Below are 25,926 nucleotides of genomic sequence, written 5' to 3'. Positions count from 1 at the left end.
AAAAATTCATGAATAAAGTTCGTATAGAACATGTTGCAAAAGAACTACCTAAAACTTGTAGAGCTACCAAAGAGATAATACCTATGGTAGAACAGTGGCTGTCGGGACAGGATCAGAGATTTAGGCGTAAAGTTATCAAGATATTTGAAGGAGCAGGAGTAGATAAACGTTATGCTATAATGGATGCCGAAGAGGTTTTTACAGCAAGTAGTTTTGCGGAAAAGAATGAGATTTATGCCAGAGAAGTAAAGAAACTGGGTGCTTCAGTACTGTTTAAAGCCTTAAATGACTGTAAGTGGGAATCAGATTCTCTAGACTATATCATAACGGTTAGTTGTACGGGAATAATGATCCCGTCTCTAGACGCTTATTTAATAGATGCATTAGATCTGCGGACAGACATAGTGCGTCTTCCGGTAACTGAAATGGGTTGTGCTGCTGGGGTATCTGGATTAATATACGCATCAAACTTCTTAAAGGCTAATGCCAATAAACGTGCGGCAATTATAGCCGTAGAGAGCCCTAGTGCAACCTTTCAACTAAATGATTTTTCTATGGCCAATATGGTGAGTGCGGCTATTTTTGGTGATGGTGCAGCTTGTGTTCTCCTTAGTTCAGAGGAAGACGCCGAAGGGCCGTCGATTATTGCCGAAGAAATGTTTCATTTTAAGGATTCAACCCATTTAATGGGTTTCGATCTTGCCAATACTGGTCTAAAAATGATTTTAGACCCGGCTGTACCCCAGGTAATATCGAATTATTTTCCGGAAATTGTACATCCGTTTTTAGAAAAGAATGAAATTTCCATTAATGATGTAGAGCATCTTATATTTCACCCGGGGGGAAAAAAAATAGTGGAAACTGTCGAGGAACTATTTGGCGTACTAGGTAAGAACATAGACGATACCAAAGAGGTTTTAAGGCAATATGGAAATATGAGCAGCGTAACTGTTCTCTATGTGTTACAACGGTTTATGGCTCGGAAAATACCGAAAGGTTCTTATGGCTTGGTTCTGAGTTTTGGGCCAGGTTTTTCGGCACAAAGAGTTCTGTTGAGATGGTAATTTGTTAGTAATTGCATGATGGAAGAAAAGACTATGTGGGCGTTAATATTAGGTGGCAGCAAGGGTTTAGGTCTTGCTACGGCTCATAAGCTAGCGAGTCAGGGTTATAATCTAATCTTGGTTCATAGAGATAGAGCAATTGAAAAAAAAGCTTTAGAGACCGAAATTAAAAAGATGAAAGCACATCAGGTGGAAGTTTTTAACTACAATAAAGACGCCGTACAGGATGGGAATAGGAAAATGCTGCTTTCGGATATTCAAGGTAGTTTAGGCGCCTTTAAAATAGATGTTTTGGTGCATAGTATTGCGAAAGGAAGTGTAAAACCTATAACCACTTCAAATGGCCCAGAATTAAACAGTGAAGATATTTTATTGACACTAAATGCGATGGCTGTTAGTTTTTATAGCTGGACCAAAGCCCTGGTAGATGCTAAGCTTTTTTCTAAAAAGGCTAGGGTGATAGCATTTACCAGTGAAGGTTCCTCCAAGTTCATTCCGGGTTACACTGCCGTGGCATCCGCAAAAAAAAGTCTGGAATCTCTAATGAAAAATATGGCGGTAGTATATGCCCCCTATGGTTTACGAGTTAACTGTATTCAAGCAGGAGTCACTGATACTGCTTCTCTTCGAAAAATCCCGAAGAGCGAATTGCTATTGAAAGAAAGTGTAAAAAGAAATCCTTTTAAAAGACTTACCACTCCTGCGGATGTTGCCAATGTTGTGGCCATTCTTTGTTTAAACGAGGCTGATTGGATAAATGGTACCATAATCAAAGTAGATGGTGGCGAAAGTTTAATGTGAAATGGCGTATAAAGAAATATTAGAGCAGCTTCCCTATACTTCCCCGTTTTTATTTGTTGATAGAATAATACATTTAGATGAAGACAATGCAGTAGGGGAGTATACTTTTAAAAAAGAATTAGACTTTTACAGGGGGCATTTCAAGGATAATCCTGTTACACCCGGAGTTATACTTACAGAATGCTGTGCGCAAATAGGATTGGTATGCTTAGGTTTATATTTAATCGGCAAAACCAAAGAGTATAATTCGGAAGGAACCGGTCTGACGCTTAGTTCTAGTAATATGGAGTTTATATCACCGCTATACCCCGGTCAAAAGGTAAAAGTGATTTCTGAAAAAATTTATTTTCGATTTAATAAACTTAAGTGTAAAGTGAAAATGTTTTCTAGCAAAGAGGAGTTAATATGTAAGGGGGAAATAGCCGGATTTATAAAACCAATGATAGAATGAAGGCGAGGGTTGTTGTTACTGGTTTAGGGGTTTGTGCTCCGAATGGGATAAGCCTCTTAGGCTTTTGTGAAAGCCTGAAAAATGGAGTCAGCGGTATAGAGTTTAATCCGCAATTGGCGGAATTGAATTTTGGTTGCCAAGTATCTGGAACCCCAAAAATAGACACTAAAATTTTAAATAAATACTTTACTAAACTTGAGTTAAGAGGTTTAAAATCAAGTGGTTTAATGTATGGTGTAATTGCAGGTGTTGAAGCCTGGAAAGATGCGGATTTATATACTGACAGGACAGGGGAAGTAGATTGGGAAACAGGGGTGGTCTTTGGAACAGGTATTTTAGGGGTAGACAAGTTTAGAGAGGCAATACATCTTATTGACGATAAGCAAACAAGGCGACTGGGAAGTACCTCGGTAATACAAACCATGGCCAGCGGAATTAGTGCCTTTTTAGGCGGAAGATTCGGATTGGGAAATCAGGTAACTACTAATTCCTCTGCCTGTACCACCGGAACGGAGGGAGTTTTAATGGCTTTTGATAGAATTAGCCAGGGGAAGGCCAAAAGAATGCTAGTTGGTAGTTGTAGCGACAGCGGACCTTACGTTTGGGGTGGTTTTGACGCATTACGGGTTCTTGCAAGAAATTCTAATGCATTCCCAGAAAAAGCCAGCAGACCTTTTAGTGCGAGTGCTACCGGCTTCGTGCCTGGTAGTGGGGCAGGAGCGCTGGTTATAGAATCTCTAGAAAGTGCTCTTGAGAGAAAGGCCACTATTTATGCTGAAGTGCTTGGAGGAGCTGTTAACAGTGGGGGGCAAAGAAATGGAGGCAGTATGACAGCACCTAATAATAAAGGCGTACAAAGATGTATTACTACGGCACTTAAAGAGGCTGGTGTTAGTGCAACGGAGGTAGACGCGATAAATGGACACTTAACTGCCACTTCCAAAGATCCTGTAGAGATAATGAATTGGAGTGAAGCATTAGATCGAAAGGGAAGCGATTTTCCATACATAAATTCTTTTAAGGGAATTTTTGGTCATTGTCTAGCTGCCTCAGGGAGCGTTGAGTGTGTTGGTACCTTGTTGCAGTTTAAAGAAGGAAAGATTTTTGGAAATATAAATACAGAAGATATTCATCCGGAAATTAGCCAGATCATTGCTAAAAGCAGAATTCCGCATAAAACCATAGAATTAAAGCCAAAAATTATTGCCAAGGCAAGTTTTGGTTTTGGAGATGTAAATGCCTGTGTTATTTTTAAATCTTATCCCGACTAATTAGATATGGAAAAACAAGAATACCTAGAGGAGCTAAAAAAAATTGTGCAGCCGTATTTACCTGATGACGTTCTAATCGAGGCCATGACTGCCAATAGCCATTTTATAAACGAGTTAAATATAAATTCTGCGAATTTGGTAGATATTGTTTTAGATGTGGAAGACACATACGATATTGTTTTGGAAAACGATGATATCGAAAAAATGCTTACGGCTAACGACGTGATTGCTATAATTGAAAGCAAAAAGAAACTCTAGAAATATGAATAAGTCTATGCGTTGGATACGCGAACAGTGGCGCGTAGAAAAGAAGTTGCTTCTTACCTACTGTTTGGTATATTTTATTTGGGGCTGTCTTATGAACTGGTTTGGTGCGGAGGTTGAAATCGCTAAGTTCAGGTATTGGTGGCAGGTTATTAGTTGTTATATACTGTATATGGTCCCAATTTCCCTTGTACTCAGAAATCTTCCTTTCCACATGCAATACGCTTATGGGCTTATAGCGATGGGATTACTGGAGTTCGGCGGCTATTTTTTTGAAACGTCTTATGCCTATCCTGATAATATTTTGGATCAATTATTTGGAATAAGAAATTTCACCCTGGGGATGGCTTTATTTTTTGCTCTGTATTTTCCGGTAGGGAACTGGGGGGTAAACAAGATTTATAACTACTTCTCCGGAGTTCCAGATAAACTGGAATAGCCTATAGTTTAATTTCTATAAACACCTCCACCTTATTGTCTTCTCTCTCTTTTTTTATATGGATTCCAAAATCAGAGGTGTAAATCACTCCTGAGCCTTTGATCAAATTACCCACCTTCTTAAATTGCCAGTGCATGGGTTTGGAAACATCTTTTATGGTTAGCTTTCCCTCTACATTTAGAATATTCCCTTCGTTAGAAACACTGCTGCTGTTAAAACGTATTAAGGGGTACTTTTCCTCATCAAAGTACTTGCTGCTTTGCAAATGCCAATCACGAATAAAATTCCCTGTTTTTAATGTTTCAACAGCCACAGAACCAGAAAAAATTGAACTTTCCAAATCTTCTGAATTTATATCTCCTGAAAACTTAAATTCCTGTATTGTGCCTTCCACATGTTTTGATAAAAAGTCGAACCTCACTTCTGCTGTTACCTTTTGTATAAGCTGGTTATCCGAAGAGTTGTAGATTAATGCTAGAAAGGCAAGTGAATAGAGTAGTAGTCTCATTTAAAACGCAAGTTTTTTTAAAGATAGTAGAAATTTACAAAAATATGCTGCGATACAACGGGGTAAAGCTTTGTTATATCTAACTTAATTGTTTGTAAATCAAAAGAATCCTTATCTTGAAAAAAGAACACTTTGTATGGATTTTATTAAAAAATTTCGAGGACCCTATATCGTCCTCTTGGCTGTGACTTCTCTGCATTATGGCGCTAATGCCCAGCAAGAGACTTTTAGTTCTATAGAAGACAGATATGAGGTTCAGGAACGCACCATTCTGGGTAAATTTGACCGGGACCTGGTTTTAGAGGCTTCAACGAGGCGGGAAATGAAAGTTGAAAGAATTATTCGTCTTAAACGAAGGATCTTGATTTTAGATACTTTGAGTATTTCCGAAAGAAAGAAAAGAAGACTTCTAAAAGCAATTTCACACGGGTCTTATTCTTCTGAATGGGAAGCACTATTGGTAGATTTGGAATTTCAGGAATAAAAACATCCGGTGTTACAAATTTTTTAAACACCTCTGGGGATGTAACTTCAAGTATAACAAATAGTTAAGTTGTCATTAAAATTCAAACTTCCTGCTAGGTTAGGGATTAATTTCGTATCTTTTGTGGATGCTTTTATGATTTAATAACCTTTAAATCAAAGTCTATGACAGCGATTGAAAGATTGGACGAAACCCCCAAATATATTGAACGAAACGCTCTGATAAGACGCCTTGAAAGAAACAATAAGTGTTTATTAGGTCTGGAGAACAACCTCAATAGCTATATCTGTGAGCCAAAAACAAGACTTTTGTTTGAGCGGCTGACTGTCATTAAAACCAGCCTAATGGAGCTTAAAAAATCTCAAAGAGAATTGATAGGAGGTCTAAAAAATAAAACAATATATTTTGAAGAATCCAAATCGCTCATTTCTATGCAATTAGAGTCTTATAATAAATTGGAAATAGTCATCTTAGAATATATAGGGATGTCAAAAATGCATGGCAATTAGCAATTCCTATTGCGTAGTCTTCGGTTTTTCTGGAATAAGAAGAGAGCTCACAATGCCTGCTAACAAAGAACCTACAATCACAGAAAGAGAAATCCATTCTTTTATATGGATATAATGTGAAATAATCATTTTAATACCAACAAAGGCAAGTATTACTACTAAACTATAATGAATATAGCGGAATTTGCTAAGCATTCTGGATACAAGGAAATACATAGATCGAAGGCCCAGGATTGCCAGAATATTAGAGCTAAAGACGATGAAAGGGTCCGAGGTAATAGCTAGTATTGCAGGGATGCTGTCCAGGGCAAACATAACATCGGTAATCTCAATAATTATAAGGGCAACGAAGAGGGGAGTGGCAACCAATAATCCCATTTTCCGAATAAAGAAATCATGACTGTTGATGACCGAAGTAATAGGATACACTTTCTTAATTTGCTTAAATACAAAAGAATCTTTGGGATTATAATTAGATTCATCGGAACGTAGCATTTTAAAAGCTGTATACAATAGAAATACACCAAACACATAAATAATCCATTCGAACCTATTAATTAAAGTGACCCCAAAAAGAATCATTAATCCTCTAAAAACAATAGCCCCAAGTATTCCCCAAAACAGAACTCTGTGCTGGTAAATTGGAGGAATAGCAAATGCTGTGAATATTACCGCTATAACAAACACATTGTCGATACTTAAAGACAATTCAATTAAATAACCAGTTATATACTTTAATACGGCATCTCCCGGACTTAAGTCTGTTGGATTATCTATAAGTCCCTCTGCGAACAACCAATAAATCACCCCGCTAAAACTCATGGCGACTGTAAACCATATGGCGGTCCAGATACCGGCTTCTTTTGACTTTATAACATGGTCTTCCTTATTGAAAACACCAAGATCTAATGCCAAAAAAACAAAAACCAGAATAAGGAATAATCCCCAGATCAGCATAAAACGAGTTTAGTCTACGAATATAAGAATCGTTCTGAAAAGAAAATGATCTTTGAAGTTTTAATATGATGTAGATGGTTGCTCCATAATAGACAATAAAATCCTTATCTTGTTTCATAATTATAATATTTATGAAAATGATTCTATCGCCAAACAAGTACCTCTTAGTCATTTGTGTTGTGCTGTGTTGTATAAATTTTGCTTCTGGACAACTAATTCCTAAAACTCCAGAGGAGAAAAAAGCAGTAGAATTGGTGAAAGCCTATCAGGCTGAGCTGGGAATGACCGTTGAACAAGCCGCATCCATGTATAATTCAATTAACGATAATCTTGTTTTGTCTAAGGAAATTATGGCGAGCGCGGCCTCTGAAGAAGAAAAGAAGAAGTCCTTGGCAAAGCTTAGAGAACAAGAAACTGCTTTTATGGGATCTATCCTAGAACCTAAACAATTCAAGGAATACAAAAAACTACGTAAAACTCTTCAGTAACTATTTAATAATTAACTATTAACTATTTATTACTTTAATAAATAGTTAATATATTAATATAAACTTCGATTTCTTCTTAAGGATCTTTGGTTTCCCTTCGATAGTTTGTCTATTGTCCTAAACGAAAGCCTCTGCAAGTATGTAAAATTAGCATTTTATTAAGGATTCTAAATTTTGTGAATTACAATTTTAATGTATTTTCGAGAATCTAAAAATAACCATATGAAATTAAAAATGTATTCCCCCATTACCCTTTTATTATCCCTTACCTTTTTATTAAATATCTCTGCTCAGGAGAAACCAAAAGATCCTATGGCAGGTCTTGCTTTTAGGAGCATTGGCCCTGCTTTTACTTCAGGCCGAATTGCAGATATTGCAATACATCCCGAGAATGAGAACGTTTGGTATATCGCTGTGGGCTCCGGTGGCGTTTGGAAAACGGTTAACTCAGGTACAACTTGGAAACCGATTTTCGATAAAGAAACGACCTATTCTATCGGCTCCATAGTCTTAGACCCCAGTAATCCCAGTACTATTTGGGTAGGATCCGGGGAAAATGTAGGTGGTAGGCATGTAGGTTATGGCGATGGTATTTATGTTAGTCATGACGACGGTAAAACGTGGACAAATATGGGTCTTAATAAATCTGAACATTTGTCAACTATTATTGTGCATCCAGAAGATTCTAATACAATCTGGGTGGCTGCTCAAGGACCTTTATGGAGTAAAGGCGGAGAACGTGGCGTGTATAAAACAGTAGATGGTGGCTTAAACTGGACCAAGACTTTAGGAGATGAAGAGTGGACCGGAGCAACCGATTTGTTGATTGACCCCAAGAACCCTGATATACTCTATGCAGCGACCTGGCAACGTCATAGAACTGTTGCCGCCTATCTTGGTGGCGGACCAGGTTCTGGTTTACATAAAAGTATAGATGGTGGTGAGACTTGGTCAGAGTTAACTACTGGTATCCCAGATGAAAACCTAGGTAAAATAGGTTTAGCCATGAGCCCTTTTAACAATGAAACTATTTATGCAGCTATAGAAACGGAAAGACTTAAAGGTGGTTTGTTTATCTCAGAGAATGCAGGACAATCATGGACTAAACAATCCAATACCGTTTCTGGAGGTACAGGACCACATTACTATCAGGAATTATATGCTTCCCCGCACAAGGAGGGAAGATTGTTTTTGATGAATAACTACGTAAAAGTCTCAGAAGATCACGGGAAGACTTTTGAAAATATGAATGAAAAAGGTAAGCATGTGGATAGCCATGCCATGGCTTTTAAAGCTTCCGATCCTAACTACGTTCTATTTGGTACAGATGGCGGACTATATGAGAGTTTTGACCATACCAAAACATGGAAGTTTGTATCTAATTTGCCCATAACACAATATTATAAGGTTGCAGTAGATGATTCGGCTCCTTTTTACAACATCTACGGAGGTACACAAGACAATGGTTCTCATGGAGGACCTTCTAGGACTAGAAATGAGGCGGGTATCCTAAATTCTGATTGGTGGATTACTCTTGGAGCTGACGGGCACCAGTCCGCGATTGAACCTGGAAATCCAAATATCACTTATGGTGAGTACCAGCAGGGGCGTTTATGGAGAGTAGACCAGACTACAGGGGAGACCGTCTTAATTCAGCCACAGGCTGGCTTTGGAGAACCGTCGGAGAGATTTAACTGGGATGCGCCTATCTTGGTAAGTCCACACAAACCTACACGACTTTATTTTGCTTCACAACGTGTGTGGAAGTCGGAAAACAGAGGAGATGAATGGACTGCCGTATCTGCAGATCTAACAAGAAATGAAGAGCGCTTGGCTTTGCCAATCATGGGAGGACAACAGAGTTGGGACAATGCCTGGGATGTCTTAGCAATGTCTAATTATAACACCATTACTTCTTTGGCAGAATCCCCGAAGCAAGAGGGTTTACTATATGCGGGGACTGATGACGGTATTATTCAGGTGTCTGAAGATGGTGGGGCGAATTGGAGAAAAGTGGAATTGAGCTCTGTAAAAGGCCTGCCGGCCAGACCTTTTGTAAATGATGTTAGAGCAGATCTTTTCGATGCTAACGTAGTATATGCAGCCTTAGACAATCATAAATCGGGAGATTACAAGCCTTATCTTCTTAAAAGTATTGATAAGGGTCGTAGCTGGTCTTTAATGAATGGAAACCTTCCTAAGAATTTGCTTACCTGGAGGTTGGTACAAGATCATGTAAAGAGAGATTTGCTCTTTGCTGCAACGGAGAATGGAGTTTATTATACTTCTAATGGAGGGGCTAAATGGATGCCTTTAAATTCTGGTTTACCAACCATTCCAATTCGAGATATAACTATTCAGAGAAGAGAAAACGATTTGGTGGCTGCTTCTTTTGGTAGAGGATTTTACATTTTGGATGATATAGCCCCATTAAGAGACTTTGAAACAATAAAAGAGGAAGAGGCTCACCTGTTCCAAGTAAAGCCTGCCTATTGGTATGTTCCAAAATCTGCAAGATATGCGCAGGGCAGTAACCAGTACGCGGCTAAAAACCCTCCATATGGAGCAATATTTACGTACTACCTGAAAGATTCCATAGCCTCTTTATCTTCTGTTAGAAAGACTGGAGAGAAAGGAAAGACCAACATTCCTTTTCCAGGATGGGAGGCCTTAGAAGCCGAAAAGCTTCAGGAAGCACCTTCCTTCCTTTTAACGGTTAAAGATAGTAAGGGTGAGGTTGTAAAAGTGGTAAAAGGCACTAATAAGAAAGGTTATAACCGGGTAAACTGGGCTTTAGATATTGCTGATAGAAGTGGGGAAGATTTAAAGGTTTCTACTACACAAAATAGTTGGGATTCTAATTATACCAGAGCCACACCTGGAGAATATAGTGTTCAATTGTGGAAAATGGTTGATGGTAAACTAACGGCATTAAGTACGGAACAGTCGTTTAAGGTGGTACCGTTGGCAGAAGGGGCTTTAAAAGGAGCTTCTTATGAGGATATTATTGCCTTTAGAGAGAATTTTGAGTTGTTTCAGCAAGACTTAAAAGGCACCAAAGATGTCTTGAAAAAAAGTCAGTTACAGGTAAACGCCATGCAGAGGGCCTTTTTGAAGGCAAAGTCACCATCACCAGCATTGGCTGAAAAGCTTTACGAGGCCAAAACCCTCTTACAGGGTCTGGATTCTGATTTAAATGGCAACAAGGCCAAAGGAGAGATAGGAGAACGTGATGCTCCAAATCCCGACACCGGAAGATCTGTTGCGAGTAATGCTTTAAAAACAAGTACCTATGGACCAACAGCGAATCATAAAGCTGCCCTAGAGACCGCGAAAAGACAACTTTCTGGTGTAAAATCCAAGTTGTCCGGATTTGTAAACTCGGAACTTCCTGCTTTGGAGTCGCAAATGAAAGCAGCGGGTGCTCCTTGGGTAGAAGGACAAGGTTTGTTGAAGCCTTAGAAAATAATTATCATCTAAAAGTTATATTTAAAATGCGTATCGAGAGATACGCATTTTTTTATGCTCTTTCTTAAAAAATAGGGTAGATCTAAGACCTTAAGTTAGTTGCTTAAAAATGTTCTTTGCGCTCTGTTTCTTTGGAAGTAAAAATAGGACAAGATTAGTAAGGACATAAGGCCACATACCATAAAACCAATAAACATGGGAAGTACACTATTTTCTACATATCGGCCAATAAAGGTAGATATAGCAACGCCCATAAGGGTGGCAAGAAAACCGGTAATTGCTGCTCCTATACCCGCAATATGTCCTACAGGTTCCATGGCCAATGCTCTTAGGTTGCCAAAAATAAAGCCCACCGCAAAAAATTGTAAACCACAAAAAAGAAGGAGTATCCAGAAAGGTGGGTTTTCCCCACTAGAAAATAATACTACATAGGTTGAAGCTACGGCCGCATAGGCTATGGTAGAGATGGTAACCAGACGGAGCATGCCGAATTTTAAAACCAAAGTACCATTGAGCAAGGTAGCTGTACCAATGGTTATTGCCAAAGCAGCAAAAATATAGGGGAAGGATTCTTTAAGCGCATATTGCTCTTGAAATATTTGTTGAGAGGTACTTAGATAGACCAAGAACGATCCGGTAATAAAGCCCCATATTAGAGTAAAAAGCATGGTTTGCCTATAATTAATAAGCTCTTTAAAGCCTTCTACAAATACCCTTCCTTTAAAAGAGACTCTATTTCGCACCTCCAGAGTTTCTGCTTGTCTTTTCCAAAACCAGATACAGACTAAGATGCTAAAAAACAATTGTACGTGGAAAATAGCTTTCCATCCAGACAGGTCAAGAACCCATTTCCCCATGGCTGGGGCAACAATTGGGACCAAAATAAAGACCACAGTAACAAAAGACATTATTCTCGCCATATAGTTCCCATTAAACAGGTCTCTAATCATAGCAATACTAATAGTTCTGGGGGCCGATAAGGCAATTCCCTGTAGAATTCTGCCTGTAATCATGCCTTCGAGACTTTGGGAATAAACACAGATTAAACTGGCAATAATAAAAAGCCCAAAACCCATATAAACTACTGGTTTACGACCGATGCTGTCTGAAATGGGTCCAAATACCAAGGGCCCGGTTCCAAGTCCAAGAAAGAAAAGTGTTATTAACAGCTGGTTTTGTGCAGGATTGGTAACCCCCACAGAAAGTCCAATTATATCTAGCGCTGGTAGCAATGCATCTAAAGCCAAGGCAGCAATAGACATTAGCGCAGCCATAAGAGCTACAAATTCTACCTGGGATTTCTTTTCTACAGACATTCGCCAAAAGTACATCAATCCATTAAAACAGGCGGCACTAAGAAAGAGAAGATGTCATATTTAAATTATTATTAAGCGGAGCTTAGTCTTGGTCCCTTATTGGTTTAAGTTGTATTTTAGAGAGGAATTGAAAAAACTACTCCATGCGCCGTACTAATGGCATAAATACCCAAAATTTTAAAGCTTCTGCAGTGCTAGAAATACAATAGTTTTTAATTAAAGTGATACTTTAGATAAATAATGAAAAATAGTTATAAAAGAAATATTTGTGTTCGTGGACCAGAAGATTTTTTATCCTTAGAAGTGAAGGAGGCTCCTACTTATGCTGCCGGGAAAGCTGGGATAGCTGCTGCCATGAAGCACAGTTTTAAGGAAATGGGGGTAGTACGCGCCATGCGGACTTTAATGCAGATGAATCAGAAGGATGGTTTTGATTGTCCAAGCTGCGCCTGGCCAGATCCTGAAGAGCCTTCTAAACTTGGGGAGTATTGTGAAAATGGAGCTAAAGCTTTGGCGGATGAGGCTACACTGTCACATATAAATCATCGGTTTTTTGCTCAGAATTCTGTGGAAGAACTATCTCTTAAGACCGATTATCAAATAAATGCTTATGGAAGAATCACGGAACCTTTATTTCTAGATGAAGGGGAAATACATTATAAACCTATTAGTTGGGGCAGGGCCTACAAAATTATTGCGGAGGAACTGCGAAATCTTGAGCATCCGAATGAAGCTATTTTTTATACTTCCGGCCGTTCCAGCAATGAAGCGGCTTTCTTATACGGAATGTTCGCCAGAGCACTCGGAACCAATAATATGCCCGACTGCTCCAATTTGTGCCACGAATCTAGTGGGGTAGCGCTTTCAGAAACTTTGGGAATAGGGAAGGGGTCTGTTAAGTTGGAAGATTTGTATGGTGCAGAGGTAGTTATTGTTGCTGGCCAGAATCCAGGTACTAACCATCCGCGAATGTTGTCTGCCCTGGAAAAGTGTAAACAGAATGGGGGCGTAGTAATTAGCATAAATCCTTTACAAGAAGCCGGATTGGTACATTTTCGCAACCCGCAAACGGCAAAAGGTCTGTTAGGTTCAGGCACCGCTATTGCCGACTACCATCTGCCTGTTAGGATAAATCAAGACATTCCGCTAATGAAAGTCATCCTAAAAAAACTTGCGCAACTAGACGCTTTAGATGCTAGTGTTTTTGATCATGATTTCTTAGATACCTATGTAGACGGCAAGGAGAAGTTGCTGAACAACCTAGAGCAGTATGCTACAACCGATTTACTGGCGCTTTGTGGGGTAAAAGAGAGTATTATTAATCAGGTGGTTTCCATTTTGGCTAAAAAACAGAAGATTGTGGTTTGTTGGGCTATGGGTCTTACACAGCATAAAAATGGAGTAGAAACCATAAAAGAGTACGTAAATCTGTTACTGCTTAAAGGAGCTGTTGGAAGACCTTTTGCTGGTACCTGTCCGGTTAGAGGGCATAGCAATGTACAGGGAGATCGTTCTGTGGGTATAATGCATTATGTAAATAAGGAGTTTAACGATCGTATCCAAAAACATCTGGGTTTTCAGGCACCAGAAAAAGAGGGGGTAGACGTTGTGGGGTCTATAAAAGCAATGCACGATGGTAAGGCCTCCGTTTTTATGGCTTTGGGGGGGAACTTTTTAATGGCAGCATCCGATACCGATTATACGGCAGAAGCTTTACAAAAATGTAGCCTTACCATTCAGGTGAGTACCAAATTAAACAGAAGTCATTTGGTTACCGGAAAGAAGGCTCTTTTATTGCCAACTTATGGCCGATCTGAGAAGGAAAGAGGAGGGGGGCAGAATAACTTTGTAACCACCGAAAATAGTATGGGACGTGTTAGGTGGTCTAAAGGGGTTTTAAAAGCTCCATCCAATACTTTAGAAAGTGAAGTCGCCATCGTTACAGGAATTGCTCGAGCTTATTTTAAAGATGGGCATACAGTAGATTGGAAAAGTCTTGGGGAAGATTATAACAAAATAAGAGAGCTTATAGACAAGGTAGTAAAAGGATTTGAGAATACCAGCCAAAAGTCGAAAGGAGTCGGCTATTATTTGCCTAATAACGTAAGAGACTTAGATTTTAGCAGGCTGCCAGGAGGGAAGGCGCAGCTTTCTATTACTGGTCTGCCAGACCATAATTTGGCAGAAGATGAGTTTATGTTGATGACGATTCGCTCTCACGATCAGTTTAATACCACCATTTACGGTATGGATGATAGATACAGAGGGGTGTTTAATGAACGAAGAGTGCTCTTTATGCATCCGAAAGATGTGGATAAACTAGGATTAGAAAAAGGAGCTATAGTACATTTGAGTAGTCTTTATGATAACCAATTACGAAGGGCTAATAACTTTAAAATAGTTCCCTATCAGATTCCGGAAGGCGATGTTGCAGCCTATTTTCCTGAAACCAATGGACTGGTTCCGTATAACCACTATGCTGATAAGAGTAAAACACCTATAAGTAAGTCTGTTAGAATACGTGTTATAAAGTAATGCTATAGCTATTGAGGCAGGTTAAATCGGTAGCGTAAAACCGCTTTAAAAACAAAGCCATCCTGAAAATCTGTATTTAAAATAGTTCTGTTGTCTCCCAAATAAATAGAGGAAATAGAGAGGTCTACCTTGTCGTCTTCCTCATAAATACGGTAATTTCTAAAGAAGGTATAACCCGTTTTAAATCGGATGTTTAGGGAAGGGGTGAGCTCGTATTCAAAATAGAAATAGAGTTCATTTGTATTTCGGTTTACATAGGTATTGGTAAAACCAGGCTGGGAGATGGCAAACGAATTCCCAATACCATCAAAATTACCACCGATATTGGTTCTTTTGCCCAGTGTATAATTAAGATCTGCCAAGAGCGGGAGTAAGATGGTTAGGTCTAGACGGTTATTTGGACTTTTATAGTAAATCCCTAAAATAGGCACTATCAAAGGACCAAATTCCTCACTATTGTAAAAAAGACCATAAGAATAGGCCAGTTTTTTTGTCTTTGTTTTCTTAAACAGGGCCAGTGCTCCGAATTGAAAACCCCGTCGGAACCCACTAGAGAAATCTGTTGCCATTTTAGGAAAAAGCAGGTAAGTGGCGCTCCATTTTTTAGAATATACCTGATTCCAGCCAATTTTAGTACCTACGATGTATAGTTGGGAGAAATCCGGGATGGAAGGATCTAGACGCACATCTGTTCGATAGCCGTAACCACCTATCAGTAAGGTGTTAAGACTATCTATTACAATAGGAAAATCTATTTGCAGTCCAAATTCATGCACGGCTGTACTACCGGCATTTTCTTCGTTAAAACTGTTTCGTGGGGTAGTAGAAACATAGAATTTCCCGATGTCTATATAGTCCTGTGCGGAACAAAAAGCACCGAATACCAGGAGTATAAGGGCAACTTGTAATTTTTTCAAAAGGTCTAGTTATTTAGACTTCAAGATACCTATTATCTACTAATATATTGGAAAAGAGCCGCTTAAATAGCGGAACACACCTAATAAAATGGTAATATATCCGTTAAAGAGATAAAGGAAGCATAGATTTTTGTATTTTGAACAGGAACACATTTATGAAACATGAATAAGTTATTTAGAATAGCTCTCTTTATGGGTATTATGGTATGTGCTGCAGATGGCTTTGCCCAGTATACACCACAGAAAGAAGCAAAGCTTAAGGCAGAGGCAGAAAAAGAACCAATGGTTTTTCAATTCGAACCTAATTTGTCGGAGGCTGAAGCAGAACGTCGTACAGAGATTGTACAATTACGTATGTTAATAGATTCCTTGGATATTTCTGAAAGCAAAAGAAAAAAATTAATACGCGACTTATACCGGACCAACGGAGCCAAGAAAGTCTCCAAATATGTTTTGGTAGAAACGACCTTCGAACAGGAAGAATAGGGTAATAACTAAATAATCTTCTAAGACTTTATATTTTCTATTTTACATAATATAAATTATAGAACACTTTTGCTATTGGATTATCCAGTGGATGATTCAATAGTAAAACAATATTTGGTAATAAGTGAGATGTGTGCTACTACGAAGTTATATTTCTAGTATGTAAAGTATCCCTCGCATTTATAGCTTTTAAGGGAATTTCTAACAGGGTCATCAATCTTTTTAATTTACGTAGCTGCAATATTACTGCACAGAAAAAACTTTTTAGAAAATTCAAAATTCTTAGAAATCCCAGCGAGAAACATTTCGTCTGTATCTATAATTTGCCGTTATGTAAAATTACTTATGAGATTTCAATTTGTTTCTTATGGTATTCGTGAATGCTTCGCATTTGCGCTACCAAACGCTCAAATGCTAAATAAAATCAAATTGCTTTCCAGCCGCTTCAACCCGCCACCAAAAGCAATCACCCACTGGATAATCACTTTTGTCGCGTATGTAATTTTGGAATCAACTGACGGCTCATTAATTTTATAAGGCCAAGGTTAACATCGAGATTCTATTTTACATAATGTTAATGATTACATTTCTAGAGGAATAACTTTTTCAAACAAATCAGAAATTAAATACTGAAGCGAATCTGAGGTAACCTCTCTAAAATAACCTAATAAATCTTCAGTTGTAGCATATCTTTCTGTTGCTATTCTTAGTTTACCATTTGTTGTATTCCAGTCTTCGAGAAAACGTCTCAATGCTTTATTAACGTTCTCCTCCCCTATTGCTTTTTGAAACTCATACATATTTATCGCTCCTTTAGCATAATAGATATAATCTTGATTCTCAACCAAAGCTAAGGATGGCTCTATTGCATCTTCTCTATCTTTTCCTTTTTTATAATCCTCTTTTTGCGTTTCTAAAAATTGTAATACTTTTTCTTCGGAATAGTGTTGTTTTAACACCATAATCGCTGCATATTGCGACAAAGTTTCTAATATGGTTAGACGCCCTTTAACATTTGCTGCTTCTACTTGCATACCAAACCATTGGTGCGCAATTTCGTGAGAAGTGACGTAAAAAGCCATGTCAACATCTTTTTCATCATCAATATCTAAAACAAAACCGATGGCCTCTGAAAATGGAATAGTTCCTGGAAATGATTGTGCAAATTGTGCATAACGCGGAAACTCCATAATTCGTAAGTGCTCATATTGATAAGGACTAAAATTATTACTGTAATAACTTAAAGAGGCTTTCATGGATGCCATCATTCTGTCTATATTATAGGTATGTGTTTTATGATAGTAAATTTCAAGGTTAACTGGTTTGGTAACGGAATCTTGACTCTTTATCCATTCATCTTTCATTATTTTATATTCGGCCGAAACTATAGAATAAAAATTAATCATTTGTGTTTTCATTTTATAATGAAAATAGTTACGATTGTTTTCCGTCCATTTTCTCCATAAATTTCCTGGGGCAAGAGCTGTTTGTTCTTTTGACGTCCCAATAATCATTTCGAAGTTAATACCATCAGAATCACTTCCATTTCTTGCGTTTTTAAGCTCATTTAGATCATTTCTATTTGAAGCAATATTCCTTACTGGCAGGCAATATGCTTCACGTTCATCAGCATCATCTAGTTCATATTTTTTATTGTAGCCAATTGTTGGCAAATCTGTATTATTAAAAAAAGTCCCGTTGTAATTTATGTTGACATTAGAGTTTCCAGATTCAAATCCTTTTGTAGTAAAGCTTTGTTTAAAATCCATTTTTATAGTATCTCCAGGTTTTAAAGCTGTATTTAGAATGAAAATAGAATAATCAAACTTTTCATATTTGTTGTCGGTTGTAAATCCAACTTCAAAAGAGATTGTATCTAAAGCAACATTCTCTTCGAGAAGCTTTTGAATGTGAATGGATTTGATGTTTTCTGTAGTGGTGTTTTTCAATATGTAATACCCTTTTATCGTATAATCTCTTGTTTTAGGATAGAGTTCTACTTGTAAGTTGACATCTACTATTTTTGGCTGTGGTATATATTCCAATGGTTTGAGTTCTTTTTCATAAGCTGCTTTAAAATCTGTTGCTTTAGAATTAGTCCAGTAGGTATTTAAAACATTCGTATTGTAAAAGATAAAACTTCCGATAGTTATAAATAATAAACTGATCATAACCGTTAGTTTAAAAAGCGGCTTGCTTAATCTGTATTTGCTCGCTTTTATTCGCTTCCACATATTGGTTTCAGTACCTCTTACATTTACTAAAGAACCTGTAATTAGTAATAGCATCCCGAAAAGAAACCAGTACGATTTAATAAGGAGATATGGTTTTAAGAAATGTCCGTAACCATTCATATCTGAATAGACACCTAAAGCGCTTCCTCCAAAGAAATATAATTCGTGGTCGAATCCAAATAAGTCTAAAGCGATATTGGCGATAAAGAATACAAGCACCAACATAATGCCTAAAAACTTATGATTTACAATAGATTGAATAAAAAATGCGATGCAAGTGTATAAAGCTAAAAACGGGAATATATCTAGAAAGAAACCAGATAAATACACCTGAAAGTCATATTTATAATAGCCACTTAGTGTTTGAAATATGATACCTGAACCTATTAAAGCGAGTATTAATACTACATAAATTAAGTTCAACCCAATATACTTACTCAATAGTCTTATAAAGTTAGACATTGATGTTGTGTCATAAATTAAATCTAATTTTGCACCTCGTTCTTTCCATACTAATTCTCCTGAATAAAACACCAAAAGAATAATAAAGAAATACATAGAAGTTTCTTTAAGCTCTTCTACTATGTAATAAGTGGTAGGATAACTATCCACGCCATAGACAGTTCCGAGATTAACTGAATTAATAAGGATAATAATCATACCACAAATAACAATTCCCCAAAATGATGCTTGCTTGAAAATACTTGTAAAGTAAAACCACGTAAGTTGTTTTAATTGGTTACATTTTGATAGTAATCCATATTGTTTTTTAACATCAGGTATTATGACATCATTAACTTTATTATTGGTTTTAAGAGTTACTATTTGTGATTTTGTTTTTTTGGAACGTTTTTCTTTAACCACATTGAAATTGAATTTTTTATAGCCATAAATCAATGCGATGACACCAATAGAAAACCAAAACAGTTTGTTATATAGCAATGCACCAAAAAATGGAATATCTTGCGTACGCTTTGTTAAAGCTGGCCAGGAATTTGTAATAAAAGTGGTCGTTGTAAGTGAAAATGGATCTAGTATGGCTTGCCAAAACTCATTGGTAATGACTTTGGTTAGCATAAAAATGACAAAGACAATAATACCTTGTGTATAGACGACCACTAGGTTTCTACTTAATGCACCATTGACAAAAAACAGGGATGCACCAAAAAATAAGGTTGGTAAGGTCATCATTAAAAAGGTCTTTACATAAAGCATCGCATTAAATGCTAGTAGATCTTCCGGATTGTGCCATGGCATAAATTCGCCACACATCATACCAAATAAAATTCCAGTAAATGCAAAGAATAAAACTGTAAACGCTCCTAAAAAGCGACCTAATAAATAGTCTTTTTTGTGTATTGGCGTTGTAAATAATAAGGATTCTATGTTGTATTCAAAATCTCTTAAGACGGAAACTCCCATAATCATGGATGCCAAAATCATGAATAATCCTGTGATTGCTCCCATTGTTTTTGCAATAACTATAGGAGAGTTTTTTTTCATGACTCCCATATCTGACCCTTGAAAAATAAAGTCTACTCCAACAATGGAAAATAGAAATAGGAATAGAAAGAACACATAAGTGTCTGCACGTTTACTGCGATATTGTAATTCGAATTTAAAAATGGTGTACCACATAACTATATAGACTTATCGTTCGTAGTATTAAATATTTCAGAGAAGTACACATCTTCTAATTCCGCATTAATAGGCGAAAAGCCATCTCCAGGGTTCCCATCACTTAAGATGTGAATGGTTGGTTTTCCAAGAAATAACTTTTCATTAATGACTTTATAATTTTGCTTGTATACTCTTAATTCTGACTTTTGAATTGTTTTTTTATAGACTCTGCCTTTTAGGTTTTCTAATATTTGTAATGGGTTTCCCTTTAGGCAAACTTGCCCTTGATTAATAATTGCCATATTTGTGCAAAGTTCTTTAACATCGTCAACAATGTGTGTAGACAAGATGATAACAGTCTGCTCTCCTAATTCACTTAACACGTTATAAAACCGGTTACGCTCTACAGGATCTAATCCGGCAGCTGGTTCATCCACAATAAGTAGTTTCGGATTATTAAGTAAGGCTTGTGCAATACCAAAGCGCTGCTTCATTCCGCCTGAATAACCTTTAAGGTTTTGTTTTTTAACGTCGTACAGATTCGCCTTATGCAATAATGCATCTACCAAGTCTTTGCGATCACCTTTATCAGTAATTCCTTTAAGAACCGCAAAATGGTTGAGTAATACTTCGGCAGATATTTTGGGATATAAGCCAAACTGCTGTGGCAAGTATCCTAGAACTTGTCTCAACTCATTTTTTTGTTTTAGCACATCGATGTCACCAAGTACAATATTACCTGAGTCAGCTTCTTGTAATGTTGCAATGGTTCGCATTAAGGTCGATTTACCAGCACCATTTGGACCTAGTAAGCCAAATATGCCCGTTGGTATTTCTAACGAAATGTTTTGCAATGCTTTAACACTATTGGAATAGGTTTTAGATAGATTGTCAATGATGAGTTCCATTTTGTTCACTTTTTAATTAATAAAGCAAACATATTTGTGATTTTAGCCAATATAAAATGTTTGTTACACACGTATGGGTTTGCGTGACAAACAGATTATTCTATGATACAAAGGCTTCTTAAAACAACTTTGCGATGGTTTGCCACTAATAGGGTACTGTTTGTCAAATAATTTTTCTGAGGTGTTTTATTTAATTAATATTGATTATGAAATTGAATATGTCAAACAGAAAAAAGAAAAGTATAACGCGCTTATATAAAATAGCGCTTGTTATTATTGGCTTGTTCATCGTAATTTTTAATGACACTTTTGGGCAATTAGAAGGGTTCGTAGAATTTGTTGCATTGTACTTTATCCTTGTATTTATAACTATTGCACACTGGCTTTTTAAACAAATCAAATCGCTCATACGATTAAAGAACGAAAAAGCAAAAACAGAATTATTACATTTAAAAAGTCAGGTGAACCCTCATTTCTTTTTTAATATGCTTAATAATCTTTATGGCCTGGTAGATAAAGATTCAAAGAAAGCTCAAGAACTCATCTTAAAACTTTCTGATATGATGCGTTATAGTATCTATGAAGGTGATAAGGAGACCGTTTTATTGTCTGAAGAGATCAGGTATCTGCAAAATTATATTGAACTTCATAAAATGCGCTATCATAAGACCATTGATGTGCAATTACAAATTGAAACAAACGATAATGATTATGAAATAATGCCGCTTCTATTTATTATTCTTTTAGAAAATGCTTTTAAACATGGTGCAGAAAACTTAAGAGAAAATGCCTTTGTTCATATACATTTAACAGCACATAATAATGAAGTCAAATTTGAAATTGAAAATAATTTTGATGCCTCTGAGGATATTTCTGAAACTGGAATAGGCTTAAATAATTTAAGAAGACGATTAGAACTGGCCTATTCAAAAAAGCATTATTTTGAAGTCTCTAAAATGGATTCAATTTATAAAGCTAAATTGAGTATTTCACTATGATTAGGTATTTAATAGTCGATGACGAGCATATTGCACACGATATTATAAAAGGCTATTGTGATATGCTACCAAATTTAGAATTTAAGGCCAATTGTTATGATGCAATAGAGGCCATTGATTATTTGAGTAAACACGAGGTTGATCTTATTTTTTTAGATTTAAACATGCCAAAATTAAAAGGGTTTGAATTTTTAAAAACCTTATCATCTCCTCCAAAAGTTATTGTGACAACAGCATATAGGGAGTATGCCATTGAAAGCTACGAATTAAATGTTGTCGATTATTTATTAAAACCATTTAGTTTTGAACGTTTTCTGAGTGCTTTAAATAAAGTCACACCTTCTAATACAAGTCCAACAAAAAAGGAATCTATAGAAAGCTCAAGGCCTGAAGAAAAGTATATTTTCCTAAAGCAAAACAACAGTCATATCCAAGTTGATTTAGATTCAATTTTGTTAATTGAAGCTTCTGGAAATTACACTAAAGTTTTTACTACGAAAGATATCATAACTATTCGCGAAAAACTTTCTGATACTATACAATTAATTTCACAAAATGATTTTATTCAAGTGCACAAATCGTTTGCAGTTGCAAAAAAGCAAATAAGTCGCATAGAAGGAAATAGAATTCATATTTCAGATCATATTGTGCCAATAGGAAAACTTTACAAGGCAAATATCAATCAACTTTTTAAATAGACTTGAATTGATTATAACTATTTCATTGCCCAACAACCTCTTTGCTTGATACTTTAATTCACAACTAGACCACACAGCCAAATCAAAATTTTTAGCCAAACAATAGTACGAGGTGTAGATTCGTTATTCTAAAAAGGCAATAACGCTACTATATTAAATGAAACTGCTTTGAAGCTTAAAAAACGCTGGAAACGGATAGTATTACTAGTCACCTTGCTGCCTGCGCTATGCATAGGTATCCTTTTACTTTATGTGCAAAACCATCAATCTGAAATAATTAAAGGAGAAATTGCCCTTCTAAACCAAGAGCACAAAGGCCTTATTACCTTGGGCAATAGTAATTTGTCCGTATTTGGTAATTTTCCAAACCTATCCATAAAAATTTATGATGTTAAAGTTTTTGAGACCAAAGCGGACCATGCACCCCTGATAATGGACGTTAAGGATATTTATGTTGGCTTCAATATCTGGGATATTGTTCATGGTAACTACGTCATTAATTCCTTATTGATAGAAGAAGGCGTTTTTAATATTGTTATTCACGAGGATAACACCACTAATATCCAAAACTCTCTTGCAACCACTTCTGAAGATGGTACATCCACTAACAATATTCATTTAACTAAGATCCGATTAAAAAACTTGGATGTCCATACGCTTGATGAAGCTACCCATACCGATGTTGAAAAGTTCATTTATGAGGCTAAAGGAGGCTTTAGTATTAAGGACAGCATCATCGCCGGCCATATTGATACCGAATTAGAACTGAATGTTACCAAAGATGCCGATACTACGTTTATCCGAAAAAAACATTTCGAAATACACACAGACCTGGTATTCAACGAATCCACAGGGGTATTAGACATTGAACCTTCAGAAATTGCCATGGAGAACGGGGATTTTGAGCTTGAGGGAATTATAGATACAAAAAACGATGTATACCTTGATCTTGCAATAAAAGGGACCAAGCCCAATTTTGATATGCTCATTGCATTTGCTCCTGAAGATGTGATTCCCTATTTGGAGAAATACAAAAATGCGGGGGAGATTTATTTCAATGCCTCTATCCAAGGTCCGGCAAATAAGGGGAACAAGCCCGCTATCTATGCGGAATTTGGAGCCGATAGGGCCTTTTTAGAGAATACGACCAGTGCTAAAAAAATAAATAATATGGGCTTTAAGGGCCATTTTAGTAATGGAAAAAATAGAGATGCCAGCACCATGGAATTTTCATTGAGCAATATGAAAGCCTCTTTAGAAAAAGGAGAGTTTCGAGGCGCGCTCTTTGTGAAGAATTTTGAATCTCCTGAAGTTGATATGCAAATTGATGCCAATTTTAATCTGGATTTCATCGCAGACTTCTTTGAACTGGACGAGGTAAAGAAAGCGTCGGGGAATATCCAAGTAAAGATGAATTTTCATGATATAGTTGATATAGATAACCCAAAAATGGCACTGCAGAAACTAAACCAGGCCTACTATGCAGCCTTGAAAATAGAGAATTTACATCTTGAAGCAAAAAATCTTCCCGTTTCCCTTGACAGTCTAAATGTGAATCTTCTAATGTATGGAAAGGAGGCTACTCTTAAACAATTCGATTTGTTAATGGGTAATTCAGATGTTTCTATTAGTGGTTTTCTGTCAGACCTGCCTTCTATTGTACATCATACAAACACTACTGTAGAAACCCATTTGGATATCACCGCCAAGCATTTGGATATTGCAGAATTGACAAGCTTTTTTATGCAAGATACAACCCAAATAAGGTTTGAAGAAGAGGTTAATAATCTCAGCTTGGGGTTATCTTTTGTGGGCTCTGCCAAAGACTTTACCGAATCGGAATATTTGCCTAAGGGAGAATTTTTTATTGATAGTCTCTATGCAGATTTAAAGCACTATCCGCATCGTTTGCATGATTTTCATGCCGATGTTTTGATCGATGATATGGATATTAAAATAGTGGATTTCAAGGGATATATTGACGATAGTGATTTTCATTTGGATGGATTAGTGCATGATTATGCTTTTTGGATGAAGCCCGAACGTAACGGAGATATAGTACTAGATGTAAATCTTAACTCGAAAAAGTTACGACTGGAAGATGTTTTCTCTTATAGAGGGGAAAATTACGTTCCGGAAGAATACCGACATGAAATTTTTGACGATTTAGCCCTGCATTTTACTTCAAAGATGCACTATGCTGATTCTTCGTTACATTACGCTGATTTGGATCTTGACTTGCTAAACACAAAGATGGAGTTACATCCCCAACGTTTTCACGACTTTAAGGGCAACATCCGTTACGAAGACCACAGTATTAAAATCAATGATCTTCATGGCGAAATTGGATCTACCACTTTTAATATTAACTTAAGTTACTATATAGGGGAAGATAAGGCGTTAAAAATGCCTGATAATTACTTGGAGGTTAGGGCAGATTATATTGACTACGATGCCCTATTTAAATTTAACCTAAGCCCTCCATTAGCTATTGGAGCTGACGTATCTCTTACCAATGATGTTGCAGAACATGCCGAGGCCTTCAATATATATGAATTGCCTTTTACCAATATGCGTTTTAAAGCGGATATTAACCACTTTATCTACCATAGGATAGATCTTCGAAACATCAAGGCAGATTTAAGAACCACACCCGATCATTATATTTATATAGATACGCTTACTATGGATGCCGCTGCCGGAAACGTTCGCTTAAATGGCTATTTTAATGGGAGCGACCCAAAACACATTTATATGCATCCAGATTTGTTGATAACAGATGTTGATTTGGACAAATTACTTTTCAAATTTGAAAATTTTGGGCAAGACCACCTTGTTTCAGAAAACTTACAGGGAAAGCTTACCACTAGAATTGCGGGTAAAATTAGAGTGTATCCAGACATGGTGCCAGATTTGGACCAGTCTTCTATGGTAATGGACGTGAAAGTGTTAAACGGAAAACTAAAAAATTATGATCCTATAGTAGCGCTATCGGATTATATGGGTGATAAAAACCTGCGAAACATTCGGTTTGACACCTTACAAAATAGCTTGGCCATTGACAAAGGAAAAATTAGTATTCCGGTTATGACAATTGAATCAACCCTTGGTCATATAGAACTGTCAGGAACACACGACGACAAGCAAAATATTGACTATAACCTGCGTATACCATGGAAAACAGTGAGAAAAGCCACCTGGCAAAAACTGTTTGTGAGCAAGAAGGATTCCATTTTTGACCAAGATAAAGTAGATGAAATCGTAGAGGTAGATCCCAACAGAAAAACGAAGTTTCTAAATTTAAAAGTACAAGGAACTATAGATGACTATAAAATTTCATTGAATAAGAAAAAGAAAAGTAGTCATTGATTTTAAAAATTGTACACGCGAATTGCAATCGTAATTGCAGTCATATCTATTCATGATTCGCTATTTTCTAATAAGGAATTTAGGAGACTTCGCTTTTACTCCCCTACTATCCCTCCTTCGCTACAAGCTTCAGAGGACAAG

The 25,926-nt window shown here is 36.8% G+C and carries 21 protein-coding genes; 15 read left to right on the top strand and 6 right to left on the bottom strand.

What is annotated here, in order from left to right; all coding sequences use genetic code 11:
- The first annotated feature begins 8 nt into the window (after window positions 1-8).
- Genes PXG98_RS14540 through PXG98_RS14515 form a run of 6 tightly spaced genes read left to right on the top strand, consistent with a single transcriptional unit; the run spans window position 9 to window position 4,290 of the window.
- Window positions 9-1,064, top strand: coding sequence for a type III polyketide synthase (locus tag PXG98_RS14540; protein ID WP_276392237.1), 1,056 nt, complete (start codon window positions 9-11; stop codon window positions 1,062-1,064).
- Window positions 1,065-1,079: 15 nt separating this feature from the next.
- Window positions 1,080-1,865 (top strand): SDR family oxidoreductase, encoded by a 786-nt coding sequence (locus PXG98_RS14535; protein WP_276392235.1) that lies wholly within the window; start codon window positions 1,080-1,082, stop codon window positions 1,863-1,865.
- A gap of 1 nt (window position 1,866) precedes the next feature.
- On the top strand, window positions 1,867-2,316 hold the full coding sequence (locus PXG98_RS14530; protein WP_276392233.1) for a 3-hydroxyacyl-ACP dehydratase FabZ family protein: 450 nt from the start codon (window positions 1,867-1,869) through the stop codon (window positions 2,314-2,316).
- Window positions 2,313-3,587, top strand: a complete 1,275-nt coding sequence (locus PXG98_RS14525) for a beta-ketoacyl-[acyl-carrier-protein] synthase family protein (RefSeq protein ID WP_276392231.1) — start codon at window positions 2,313-2,315, stop codon at window positions 3,585-3,587. The genes PXG98_RS14530 and PXG98_RS14525 overlap by 4 nt, the downstream gene beginning before the upstream one ends.
- A gap of 6 nt (window positions 3,588-3,593) precedes the next feature.
- Complete coding sequence (locus PXG98_RS14520) at window positions 3,594-3,845, top strand: acyl carrier protein (RefSeq protein ID WP_276392229.1); 252 nt, start codon at window positions 3,594-3,596, stop codon at window positions 3,843-3,845.
- Window positions 3,846-3,849: 4 nt separating this feature from the next.
- Complete coding sequence (locus PXG98_RS14515; RefSeq protein ID WP_276392228.1) at window positions 3,850-4,290, top strand: hypothetical protein; 441 nt, start codon at window positions 3,850-3,852, stop codon at window positions 4,288-4,290.
- 1 nt (window position 4,291) lies between these two features.
- On the opposite strand, the gene PXG98_RS14510 is transcribed toward PXG98_RS14515, so the two are convergent.
- Window positions 4,292-4,798 carry a YceI family protein gene (locus PXG98_RS14510; protein ID WP_276392226.1) on the bottom strand — a complete coding sequence of 169 codons (507 nt, stop codon included), beginning with the start codon at window positions 4,796-4,798 and terminating at the stop codon, window positions 4,292-4,294.
- A gap of 136 nt (window positions 4,799-4,934) precedes the next feature.
- Here PXG98_RS14510 and PXG98_RS14505 point away from each other — a divergent pair, with 136 nt between their 5' ends.
- A complete protein-coding gene (locus tag PXG98_RS14505; RefSeq protein ID WP_276392225.1) occupies window positions 4,935-5,282 on the top strand; it encodes a hypothetical protein in 348 nt (115 codons plus the stop codon).
- 164 nt (window positions 5,283-5,446) lie between these two features.
- Window positions 5,447-5,791: a hypothetical protein gene (locus PXG98_RS14500; RefSeq protein ID WP_276392224.1), complete on the top strand. Its 345-nt coding sequence runs from the start codon at window positions 5,447-5,449 to the stop codon at window positions 5,789-5,791.
- Window positions 5,792-5,797: 6 nt separating this feature from the next.
- Here PXG98_RS14500 and PXG98_RS14495 read toward each other — a convergent pair whose 3' ends face one another.
- Window positions 5,798-6,748, bottom strand: a complete 951-nt coding sequence (locus tag PXG98_RS14495) for a TerC family protein (protein ID WP_276392222.1) — start codon at window positions 6,746-6,748, stop codon at window positions 5,798-5,800.
- A gap of 131 nt (window positions 6,749-6,879) precedes the next feature.
- Here PXG98_RS14495 and PXG98_RS14490 point away from each other — a divergent pair, with 131 nt between their 5' ends.
- Window positions 6,880-7,236 carry a hypothetical protein gene (locus tag PXG98_RS14490; protein ID WP_276392220.1) on the top strand — a complete coding sequence of 119 codons (357 nt, stop codon included), beginning with the start codon at window positions 6,880-6,882 and terminating at the stop codon, window positions 7,234-7,236.
- 222 nt (window positions 7,237-7,458) lie between these two features.
- Window positions 7,459-10,698, top strand: coding sequence for a WD40/YVTN/BNR-like repeat-containing protein (locus PXG98_RS14485; protein ID WP_276392218.1), 3,240 nt, complete (start codon window positions 7,459-7,461; stop codon window positions 10,696-10,698).
- A gap of 101 nt (window positions 10,699-10,799) precedes the next feature.
- Here PXG98_RS14485 and PXG98_RS14480 read toward each other — a convergent pair whose 3' ends face one another.
- On the bottom strand, window positions 10,800-12,020 hold the full coding sequence (locus PXG98_RS14480) for a multidrug effflux MFS transporter (RefSeq protein ID WP_276392215.1): 1,221 nt from the start codon (window positions 12,018-12,020) through the stop codon (window positions 10,800-10,802).
- A gap of 240 nt (window positions 12,021-12,260) precedes the next feature.
- On the opposite strand from PXG98_RS14480, the gene PXG98_RS14475 reads away from it, so the two are divergent.
- The gene (locus tag PXG98_RS14475; protein ID WP_276392213.1) at window positions 12,261-14,555 is read left to right on the top strand and encodes an FdhF/YdeP family oxidoreductase; all 2,295 of its coding nucleotides are present in this window, start codon (window positions 12,261-12,263) and stop codon (window positions 14,553-14,555) included.
- 8 nt (window positions 14,556-14,563) lie between these two features.
- Here PXG98_RS14475 and PXG98_RS14470 read toward each other — a convergent pair whose 3' ends face one another.
- Complete coding sequence (locus PXG98_RS14470) at window positions 14,564-15,472, bottom strand: DUF6268 family outer membrane beta-barrel protein (RefSeq protein ID WP_276392211.1); 909 nt, start codon at window positions 15,470-15,472, stop codon at window positions 14,564-14,566.
- 162 nt (window positions 15,473-15,634) lie between these two features.
- Between PXG98_RS14470 and PXG98_RS14465 the strand changes: the two genes are divergently transcribed.
- Window positions 15,635-15,958 (top strand): hypothetical protein, encoded by a 324-nt coding sequence (locus PXG98_RS14465; protein WP_276392209.1) that lies wholly within the window; start codon window positions 15,635-15,637, stop codon window positions 15,956-15,958.
- A 581-nt stretch (window positions 15,959-16,539) separates the two neighbouring features.
- Here the strand turns inward: PXG98_RS14465 and PXG98_RS14460 are convergent.
- Window positions 16,540-19,695: an ABC transporter permease/M1 family aminopeptidase gene (locus PXG98_RS14460; RefSeq protein WP_276392206.1), complete on the bottom strand. Its 3,156-nt coding sequence runs from the start codon at window positions 19,693-19,695 to the stop codon at window positions 16,540-16,542.
- 137 nt (window positions 19,696-19,832) lie between these two features.
- On the bottom strand, window positions 19,833-20,720 hold the full coding sequence (locus tag PXG98_RS14455; protein ID WP_276392203.1) for an ABC transporter ATP-binding protein: 888 nt from the start codon (window positions 20,718-20,720) through the stop codon (window positions 19,833-19,835).
- A 218-nt stretch (window positions 20,721-20,938) separates the two neighbouring features.
- Between PXG98_RS14455 and PXG98_RS14450 the strand changes: the two genes are divergently transcribed.
- The 3 genes from PXG98_RS14450 to PXG98_RS14440 all read left to right on the top strand — a co-directional run bounded on the left by PXG98_RS14450 (window position 20,939) and on the right by PXG98_RS14440 (window position 25,785).
- Window positions 20,939-21,718 carry a sensor histidine kinase gene (locus PXG98_RS14450; RefSeq protein WP_276392201.1) on the top strand — a complete coding sequence of 260 codons (780 nt, stop codon included), beginning with the start codon at window positions 20,939-20,941 and terminating at the stop codon, window positions 21,716-21,718.
- Window positions 21,715-22,416 carry a LytR/AlgR family response regulator transcription factor gene (locus PXG98_RS14445; RefSeq protein WP_276392199.1) on the top strand — a complete coding sequence of 234 codons (702 nt, stop codon included), beginning with the start codon at window positions 21,715-21,717 and terminating at the stop codon, window positions 22,414-22,416. The genes PXG98_RS14450 and PXG98_RS14445 overlap by 4 nt, the downstream gene beginning before the upstream one ends.
- A 168-nt stretch (window positions 22,417-22,584) precedes the next feature.
- Entirely contained in the window at window positions 22,585-25,785 is a 3,201-nt protein-coding gene (locus PXG98_RS14440) for an AsmA-like C-terminal region-containing protein (protein ID WP_276392198.1), read from the top strand.
- Window positions 25,786-25,926: the final 141 nt, after the last annotated feature.

The sequence above is a fragment of the Eudoraea chungangensis genome (assembly GCF_029360665.1).
GTDB classification, from domain to species: domain Bacteria; phylum Bacteroidota; class Bacteroidia; order Flavobacteriales; family Flavobacteriaceae; genus Eudoraea; species Eudoraea chungangensis.
The sequence above is the reverse complement of the archived record's forward strand: the minus strand, read 5'-3'. Positions and strand labels throughout refer to the sequence as shown.

Bases quoted from the DNA above. Each gene is read 5' to 3' on its own strand.
- PXG98_RS14475 (WP_276392213.1), top strand. From the start codon at position 12,261: ATGAAAAATAGTTATAAAAGAAATATTTGTGTTCGTGGACCAGAAGAT.
- PXG98_RS14495 (WP_276392222.1), bottom strand. From the start codon at position 6,748: ATGCTGATCTGGGGATTATTCCTTATTCTGGTTTTTGTTTTTTTGGCA.
- PXG98_RS14455 (WP_276392203.1), bottom strand. From the start codon at position 20,720: ATGGAACTCATCATTGACAATCTATCTAAAACCTATTCCAATAGTGTT.
- PXG98_RS14500 (WP_276392224.1), top strand. From the start codon at position 5,447: ATGACAGCGATTGAAAGATTGGACGAAACCCCCAAATATATTGAACGA.
- PXG98_RS14450 (WP_276392201.1), top strand. From the start codon at position 20,939: ATGTCAAACAGAAAAAAGAAAAGTATAACGCGCTTATATAAAATAGCG.
- PXG98_RS14540 (WP_276392237.1), top strand. From the start codon at position 9: ATGAATAAAGTTCGTATAGAACATGTTGCAAAAGAACTACCTAAAACT.
- PXG98_RS14525 (WP_276392231.1), top strand. From the start codon at position 2,313: ATGAAGGCGAGGGTTGTTGTTACTGGTTTAGGGGTTTGTGCTCCGAAT.
- PXG98_RS14465 (WP_276392209.1), top strand. From the start codon at position 15,635: ATGAATAAGTTATTTAGAATAGCTCTCTTTATGGGTATTATGGTATGT.
- PXG98_RS14515 (WP_276392228.1), top strand. From the start codon at position 3,850: ATGAATAAGTCTATGCGTTGGATACGCGAACAGTGGCGCGTAGAAAAG.
- PXG98_RS14510 (WP_276392226.1), bottom strand. From the start codon at position 4,798: ATGAGACTACTACTCTATTCACTTGCCTTTCTAGCATTAATCTACAAC.
- PXG98_RS14445 (WP_276392199.1), top strand. From the start codon at position 21,715: ATGATTAGGTATTTAATAGTCGATGACGAGCATATTGCACACGATATT.
- PXG98_RS14530 (WP_276392233.1), top strand. From the start codon at position 1,867: ATGGCGTATAAAGAAATATTAGAGCAGCTTCCCTATACTTCCCCGTTT.
- PXG98_RS14490 (WP_276392220.1), top strand. From the start codon at position 6,880: ATGAAAATGATTCTATCGCCAAACAAGTACCTCTTAGTCATTTGTGTT.
- PXG98_RS14480 (WP_276392215.1), bottom strand. From the start codon at position 12,020: ATGTCTGTAGAAAAGAAATCCCAGGTAGAATTTGTAGCTCTTATGGCT.
- PXG98_RS14520 (WP_276392229.1), top strand. From the start codon at position 3,594: ATGGAAAAACAAGAATACCTAGAGGAGCTAAAAAAAATTGTGCAGCCG.
- PXG98_RS14460 (WP_276392206.1), bottom strand. From the start codon at position 19,695: ATGAAAAAAAACTCTCCTATAGTTATTGCAAAAACAATGGGAGCAATC.
- PXG98_RS14535 (WP_276392235.1), top strand. From the start codon at position 1,080: ATGATGGAAGAAAAGACTATGTGGGCGTTAATATTAGGTGGCAGCAAG.
- PXG98_RS14505 (WP_276392225.1), top strand. From the start codon at position 4,935: ATGGATTTTATTAAAAAATTTCGAGGACCCTATATCGTCCTCTTGGCT.
- PXG98_RS14485 (WP_276392218.1), top strand. From the start codon at position 7,459: ATGAAATTAAAAATGTATTCCCCCATTACCCTTTTATTATCCCTTACC.